Source organism: Streptomyces sp. 13-12-16 (genome assembly GCF_002114215.1).
GTDB lineage: Bacteria > Actinomycetota > Actinomycetes > Streptomycetales > Streptomycetaceae > Streptomyces.
Genome location: NZ_NCTE01000059.1, coordinates 1 through 6587, shown reverse-complemented (window position 1 = coordinate 6587; position 6587 = coordinate 1). Strand labels below are relative to the sequence as shown.

Sequence of the window (6587 nt, the reverse complement as noted above, 5' to 3'; positions counted from 1 at the left end):
CGGGGCCGTGCGCCGTGCGGCCGGTTCGGTACGGGGCTGGGGTGTGGTGGCGGGGGGAGCCGAGGGGGCCAGCAGGGCGACACCGGCCATGGCCAGGGTGAGCGACTGGACACGGGACACGATCAAGGGGGGCCTCTCGTCGGGGACACGGGCGCACACTCACCGGCACTTTGCACCATTTCGTCACGATACGGTGACGCGACGGCCCCGACAGGGCCGGACGGAGCACGATCACACCAGTGACCACGACAAGGGGCCGGGGCCCGGGTCCGGGTCGACCCGGGCCGTCCGGCCACCCGCGCCGGCGCGGGATCTGCGACGACAGCGGTCCGCGCCACGGACCCGAACTCCCCTGCCTCAAGAGGCGGTTCGGCCCGTTCGGACTTCAGCATACGTAACGCGCGCGAACACTCCCCCACCCCGCCCTCTTGATGTGATCGCGTCAGCCCGGCCATATTGGTACGGACCATTCTCCGAGCAGTCCCGTGTGCCGCCCCGGGAGGCAGAGTCGTGCGTGGCGTTCCCCCAGCCGTGTCCCCGCGTCGCCTGCTCGCGCTCGGCGGGGTTCTCCTGCTGCTCGCCTCCTGCCGCTGGGGAGGCCCGGACGAACCCGGTGCCGGTGAACGGCCGCCCGGAGCGCCGACCGGTGTCACGGCCGAGGCGGGCAGCACCACCAGCGTGCACGTCATGTGGAACGCGGTCGCCGACGCCGAGGTGAGCCGGTACGAGGTATACCGGGGCACCACAAAGGTGAAAGAAGTGCCCGGTGCCGAGCACATGGTGGACGTCACCAGGCTCCGCCCCGCGACCACCTATGTGTTCACGGTACGGGCCCGGGACGCGGACGGGCGGCTCGGACCGCGCAGCCGGGAGGTCCGGACGACGACACCCGAAGCGACCACGGCCGACGACACCGCCCCCACCCGCCCGGCGGAGCTTCGCGGCCGGGCCGCCGGGAACCGGGCGGTCCAGTTGTCGTGGTCCGCCTCGAAGGACGACCGGGGCGTGGCGTCGTACAACATCTACCAGGGCGGAACGAAGATCCACAGTGTGGGCGGGAACCAGACGGCCGCCGTGGTGACGGGGCTGCGGCCGGGCACCCGCTACTCCTTCACGGTCCGGGCCCGGGACGCGGCCGACAACCTCTCCCCGGCCGGCGCCGCCGTCCGCCTCACCACCGCGGGCGGCGCGGACGGCCGGACCGGCGCTCCCACCGGTTTCCGGGCCACGAGTGAACGGTCCGACGGCGCGTACCACATCGTCCTCCACTGGGTGCCGCCGCGCGTCGACGGGGTGGTCACCGAGTACGAGGTGCACCTGGACGGCCGCATCGCCACCTCGCTCGTCTACGGCGGTGACGCACCGCGCGACCGGGCGACGTACCGCTTCTACGCCGGCCGGGAAGCCGGGGTCGCCCACCGGGTGCGGATCCGGGCGATGCTGCCGGACGGCACCTGGGGCGGCTTCTCCGCGGAGCGCACGGTGACGACGGGCGCCGGGCGCTGACCCGGCCCCGGGGTCGGCCGCCCGGAGGAAGCCGTCACCTGCCCGGATGCCGTCGGAGTGCGCGCCGGTCCGGGTGCCCGTTGGCTTGCCTCGTGGCAGCACGGGCGCTCCCCGACCTCGGCGGCGCAAGGGATGTACCGCCGGCCGTGCCGCCGGAAAGCGGTCCACATGCGCAACTCGAAGCCACTGCTCCGCTCCGGTCCGACCGCGGCCGCCGCCGCAGCGCTCGCGCTGACCCTGGCCGGGCCGGCCGCCGCGGCCGGGATCTCCGTCAGCACCACCGGGTCGACGGTCTCGGTGAGCACCAGTTCGTGCACCCAGGTCAACGGCCACTGGGGCACCGCCTCGCTGCTCAGCAGCGGCCAGACGAGCTTCTCGCAGGGCCGTCAGGTGGCGCTGTCGGGGAGCAGTTCGGGACAGTCCGCCGCCTGGTCGAACGTCGGTCCGGGCACGTACACGGTGGTCGTGGTGTGCTCGAACGGCAGCACCGCGGGCACGCAGTCCGTCGTCGTCTCCACGGCTCCCAGCCCTTCGGTCTCGCCCTCGGCCTCGCCGTCCCGCGGGGTGATGGGCGGCATCGGCGGCGGTTCGACGGACTACGGCACGGTCACACTGGTGGCGGGCGGCGCACTGGTCGGCACGGGGATCGCCGCCACGGCCTGGTACCTGCGCCGCCGCAGCGCCCCGCGCCACTTCTAGACCCGGCGCCGGCCGCCGTCACGTCCGACGCGCTCCGGACGGGCGGCCGGCGTCGACCCTTCGCGGTGTCACGCCTCCCGGGCTCCCGCGCTCCCGGGTTCGCCGGCGTCCGGCAGCCGGGCGAACTCCGCCAGCGCGTGGTCGAGCCACTGGGTCCAGAAGGTCTCCAGGTCGATGCCGGCCCGCAGCACCAGATGGCGCAGCCGGTCCTCCGGCCCGTCCTTGCCGGGCGGGAAGTCGCGCTGCTCGATCTCCCGGTACTCCGCCAACTGGCGCTCGTGCAGCTCCCGGTGGCGCCGCAGGTCGGCCGCCAGGCCCGCGGTGCCGACCACGGCCGCCGCCCTCAGCCGCAGCAGCATCACGTCGCGCTGCGGCTTGGGATCCTGGGACGCGGAGGTCCAGCGGGCCAGCTCCGCGCGTCCCGCCGGCAGGACCTCGTACGCCTTCTTCTGCCCCCGGGCCGGCTGCTCGGAGGGAAGGGCCCGGATCAGGCCCCCGGCCTCCAGTTTCCCCAGCTCGCGATAGATCTGCTGGTGCGTCGCGGACCAGAAGTAGCCGATCGACCGGTCGAACCGGCGGGTCAGCTCCAGCCCCGACGACGGCTTCTCGAGCAGGGCGGTGAGGATCGCGTGCGGGAGTGACATGGGCTCATCCTAGGGACGGGCCGCGCCCGGCCTACAGCGCCGCCGCCAGCTCGGTGCCCTGCTTGATGGCGCGCTTGGCGTCCAGCTCGGCGGCCACGTCGGCGCCGCCGATCAGGTGGACGGGCCGTCCGGCGGCGACCAGTTCGTCGTACAGGTCGCGGCGCGGCTCCTGGCCGGTGCACAGGACGACGGTGTCGACCTCCAGGACGGTGCTCTCGCCGTCGACGGTGATGTGCAGTCCGGCGTCGTCGATCCGGTCGTAGCGCACGCCCGGGACCATGGTGACGCCGCGGTGCTTGAGTTCGGTGCGGTGGATCCAGCCGGTGGTCTTGCCGAGACCGGCACCGACCTTGGACGTCTTGCGCTGCAGCAGGTGGACGGTGCGCGGCGGGGCGGGGCGCTCGGGTGCGGCGAGGCCGCCGGGGGCACGGTAGTCGAGGTCGACACCCCACTGGCGGAAGTACGTCTCGGGGTTCTCGTGCGCCTTGTCGCCGCCGTCGGTGAGGAACTCGGCGACGTCGAAGCCGATGCCGCCCGCGCCGAGGACAGCGACCCGGTCGCCGACGGGGGCGCCGTCGCGCAGGACGTCGAGGTAGCCGAGGACGCTTCCGTGGTCGGCTCCGGGGATGTCGGGGACGCGCGGGGTGACGCCGGTGGCGACGACGACCTCGTCGTGGCCGGCCACGTCGTCGGCGGTGACGCGTGTGTCGAGGCGTACGTCGACGGCCAGTTCGGCGAGGCGGGTGCGGAAGTAGCGCAGGGTCTCGTCGAACTCCTGCTTGCCGGGGACCTTGCGGGCCACGTTGAGCTGGCCGCCGATCTCGCTCGCGGCGTCGAACAGGGTGACGTCGTGGCCGCGTTCGGCGGCGCTCACCGCACAGGCGAGGCCGGCCGGTCCCGCGCCGACGACGGCGACGCGCTTGCGGCGGCGGGTCGGGGAGAGGACCAGCTCGGTCTCGTGGCAGGCGCGCGGATTGACCAGGCAGGAGGTGATCTGCCCGCTGAAGGTGTGGTCCAGGCAGGCCTGGTTGCAGCCGATGCAGGTGTTGATCGCCTCGGGACGGCCGTCCGCGGCCTTGGCGACGAAGTCGGGGTCGGCGAGCATCGGGCGGGCCATCGACACCATGTCCGCGCAGCCCTCGGCGAGCAACTGCTCGGCGAGTTCGGGGGTGTTGATGCGGTTGGTGGTGACCAGCGGGACCGTCACCTCACCCATGAGGCGCTTGGTCACCCAGGTGTACGCGCCACGGGGGACGGAGGTGGCGATGGTGGGGATGCGGGCCTCGTGCCAGCCGATGCCGGTGTTGATGATCGTGGCCCCGGCCTCCTCGACCGCCTTGGCCAGGGTGACCACCTCGTCCAGGGTGGAGCCGCCGGGCACCAGGTCGAGCATGGAGAGCCGGTAGACGAGGATGAAGTCCTCGCCGACCGCCTCGCGCACCCGGCGGACGATCTCGACGGGGAAGCGCATGCGGTTCTCGTACGAGCCGCCCCAGCGGTCGGTGCGGTGGTTGGTCTGCGTCGCGATGAACTCGTTGATCAGGTAGCCCTCGGAGCCCATGATCTCGACGCCGTCGTAGCCGGCCCGCCGGGCGAGGCGGGCGGCGCGGGCGTAGTCGTCGATGGTGCGCTCGACCTCGGCGTCGGTCAGCTCGCGGGGCGGGAAGGGGCTGATCGGCGCCTGCACGGGGCTGGGGGCGACCAGGTCCCGGTGGTAGGCGTACCGGCCGAAGTGCAGGATCTGCATCGCGATGCGCCCGCCCTCGCGGTGCACGGCGTCGGTGACGGTCCGGTGCTGTTCCGCCTCGGCCTCGGTGGTGAGCTTCGCGCCGCCCTCGTAGGGCCGTCCCTCGTCGTTGGGGGCGATGCCACCGGTGACGATGAGGCCGACCCCGCCGCGGGCGCGGGCGGCGTAGAACTCGGCCATGCGGGAGAAACCGCCCTCGGCCTCCTCCAGGCCCACGTGCATGGAGCCCATGAGGACCCGGTTGGGCAGGGTGGTGAAGCCCAGGTCGAGGGGGGTCAGCAAGTGGGGGTAACGGCTCATCGGGCCCTCCGTGCGCGGTGTCGTGCCTGTAGTTGTAAGGCACGCGCACCACCTTATGCAACTAGTTGCATAAGAGACGGAGGGCACACGGGGCCGGGAGCGTCACCGGTTTTCGAGGCGTACGTGCAGCTCCTCCTCCTGGTCGCCGGGGACCGTGCTCAGGTCGTGCACCGTGAACAGGGAGCCCAGGGTCGTACGGAACCGGTCGATCGCCCAGTAGCCGCCGTGCGCGTCGGCGTCGACCGACGAGGCCAGCCGGGCCTCGGGCCGGGCGCCCTCGTGCGCGTCGGCGACGTCGAAGGTGCCGAGCCAGACCGTCGGGCGGGTCTCGGAGAACTCCTCCGGTATGTCGTCGGAGCACCGGTCGGACGTGAAGCACGCGCACAGCGTGTCGAACACGATCCGGGCGTCGTCCTTGCTGCATCCGCTGATCTCGACCGAGACGGACTCCGGGTGCGGTCGCTCACTGCCCATCGTGATCGCTCCTCTCGTGGCCCACGCGTCCCCCGCCCCTCACTCAGCAAAGCACCACCCGGCGAAGAGCACTACCCGCGCGCCGCTGCCGCGGCGCCGGCTTCACGGGCGCCCGCCCCGATGGTGGGAGAAGCTGGAAACGGACGGCGGGAGCGGCGGAGAATCAGCCCCGCGCGCGGTAGAACAAGGGGTGTCGGCACGGTGACGACGTGCCGTGGGAATCGGTGAAGGCGGGGCGTGCGATGAGTGCAGCGGGGTCACCCCCGGCCGACGGCGACGAGCCGGCGCGCGGGCCGGTGCGTCCCAGCGGGCTGCTCGATGTGCTGCGGGTGGCCTCGGTGGTCCTGGACGCCGAGGGGCGGATCGTGCTGTGGAGCCCCCAGGCCGAGGAGCTGTTCGGGTACGGCGCACGGGAGGCGCTGGGCCAGTACGCCGCCCGGATCATGGTCCACGAGCAGCACCTGGACCTCGTGGTGAAACTCTTCGCCGACGTCATGCGCACCGGACGGAGCTGGGCCGGGGCCTTCCCGATCCGCCGCAAGGACGGCGGCACCCGGTTGGTGGAGTTCCGCAACATGCGGCTGCTGGACGCTGAAGGGAACGTGTACGCCCTCGGTCTGGCGGTGGACCAGTCGACCGTGCGCCGGCTGGAACAGGACGTGGCCCTGTCGACCCGGATCGTCGCCCAGTCCCCCATCGGGCTGGCCGTGCTGGACACCGGTCTGCGCTACGTCTCGGTGAATCCGGCGCTGGAGCAGATCAACGGCATCCCGGCCGAGGAGCATCTGGGCCGCACGGTCCGCGAGGTGCTGCCCCTGGTGGACTCCGAGGTGTTCGAGGCCGACGCGCGCCGGGTCCTGGACACCGGCCGGCCGGTCGTCGACCGGCCCACGACCGGCCGCACCCCGGCCGATCCGGACGAGGACCACGTCTGGTCGGTCTCGCTGTACCGCCTGGAGAACGCGCTCGGCACGGTACTGGGCGTGGCCGTGTCGATGGTGGACGTCACCGAGCAGTACCGGGCGAACGCCGAGGCCGAGACCGCGCGGCGGCGGCTCGCCGTGATCGCCGACGCCACCGCCCGGATCGGCACCACCCTGGACCTGGACCGTACGGCCGGTGAGCTGGCCGACGTGGCCGTGCCGGAGCTGGCCGACGCGGCGGCGGTGGATCTGCTGGACGCGGTGGTGCGGGGCCGTCGCAGCACCCTCGGCCCC

General features: G+C 73.0%; 6 protein-coding genes. 3 read left to right on the top strand and 3 right to left on the bottom strand.

What is annotated here, in order from left to right:
• The first annotated feature begins 531 nt into the window (after positions 1-531).
• Positions 532-1506 carry a fibronectin type III domain-containing protein gene (locus B7767_RS02730; RefSeq protein WP_256923298.1) on the top strand — a complete coding sequence of 325 codons (975 nt, stop codon included), beginning with the start codon at positions 532-534 and terminating at the stop codon, positions 1504-1506.
• A gap of 168 nt (positions 1507-1674) precedes the next feature.
• Entirely contained in the window at positions 1675-2205 is a 531-nt protein-coding gene (locus B7767_RS02725) for a hypothetical protein (RefSeq protein WP_085570685.1), read from the top strand.
• Positions 2206-2273: 68 nt separating this feature from the next.
• Here the strand turns inward: B7767_RS02725 and B7767_RS02720 are convergent, their stop codons facing one another.
• The 3 genes from B7767_RS02720 to B7767_RS02710 form a co-directional block, all read right to left on the bottom strand.
• A complete protein-coding gene (locus B7767_RS02720) occupies positions 2274-2849 on the bottom strand; it encodes a PadR family transcriptional regulator (protein ID WP_085570684.1) in 576 nt (191 codons plus the stop codon).
• A gap of 31 nt (positions 2850-2880) precedes the next feature.
• Positions 2881-4896 (bottom strand): NADPH-dependent 2,4-dienoyl-CoA reductase, encoded by a 2016-nt coding sequence (locus B7767_RS02715; protein ID WP_085570683.1) that lies wholly within the window; start codon positions 4894-4896, stop codon positions 2881-2883.
• 102 nt (positions 4897-4998) lie between these two features.
• Positions 4999-5370, bottom strand: a complete 372-nt coding sequence (locus tag B7767_RS02710; protein WP_085570682.1) for a hypothetical protein — start codon at positions 5368-5370, stop codon at positions 4999-5001.
• Between the two features lie 242 nt (positions 5371-5612).
• Between B7767_RS02710 and B7767_RS02705 the strand changes: the two genes are divergently transcribed.
• On the top strand, positions 5613-6587 hold a 975-nt coding region (locus tag B7767_RS02705), incomplete at its 3' end, for a PAS domain-containing protein (RefSeq protein ID WP_143652165.1).

Coding starts and splice junctions, on each gene's coding strand:
- B7767_RS02725 (WP_085570685.1), top strand. CDS start 1,675: ATGCGCAACTCGAAGCCACTGCTCCGCTCCGGTCCGACCGCGGCCGCC.
- B7767_RS02720 (WP_085570684.1), bottom strand. CDS start 2,849: ATGTCACTCCCGCACGCGATCCTCACCGCCCTGCTCGAGAAGCCGTCG.
- B7767_RS02715 (WP_085570683.1), bottom strand. CDS start 4,896: ATGAGCCGTTACCCCCACTTGCTGACCCCCCTCGACCTGGGCTTCACC.
- B7767_RS02710 (WP_085570682.1), bottom strand. CDS start 5,370: ATGGGCAGTGAGCGACCGCACCCGGAGTCCGTCTCGGTCGAGATCAGC.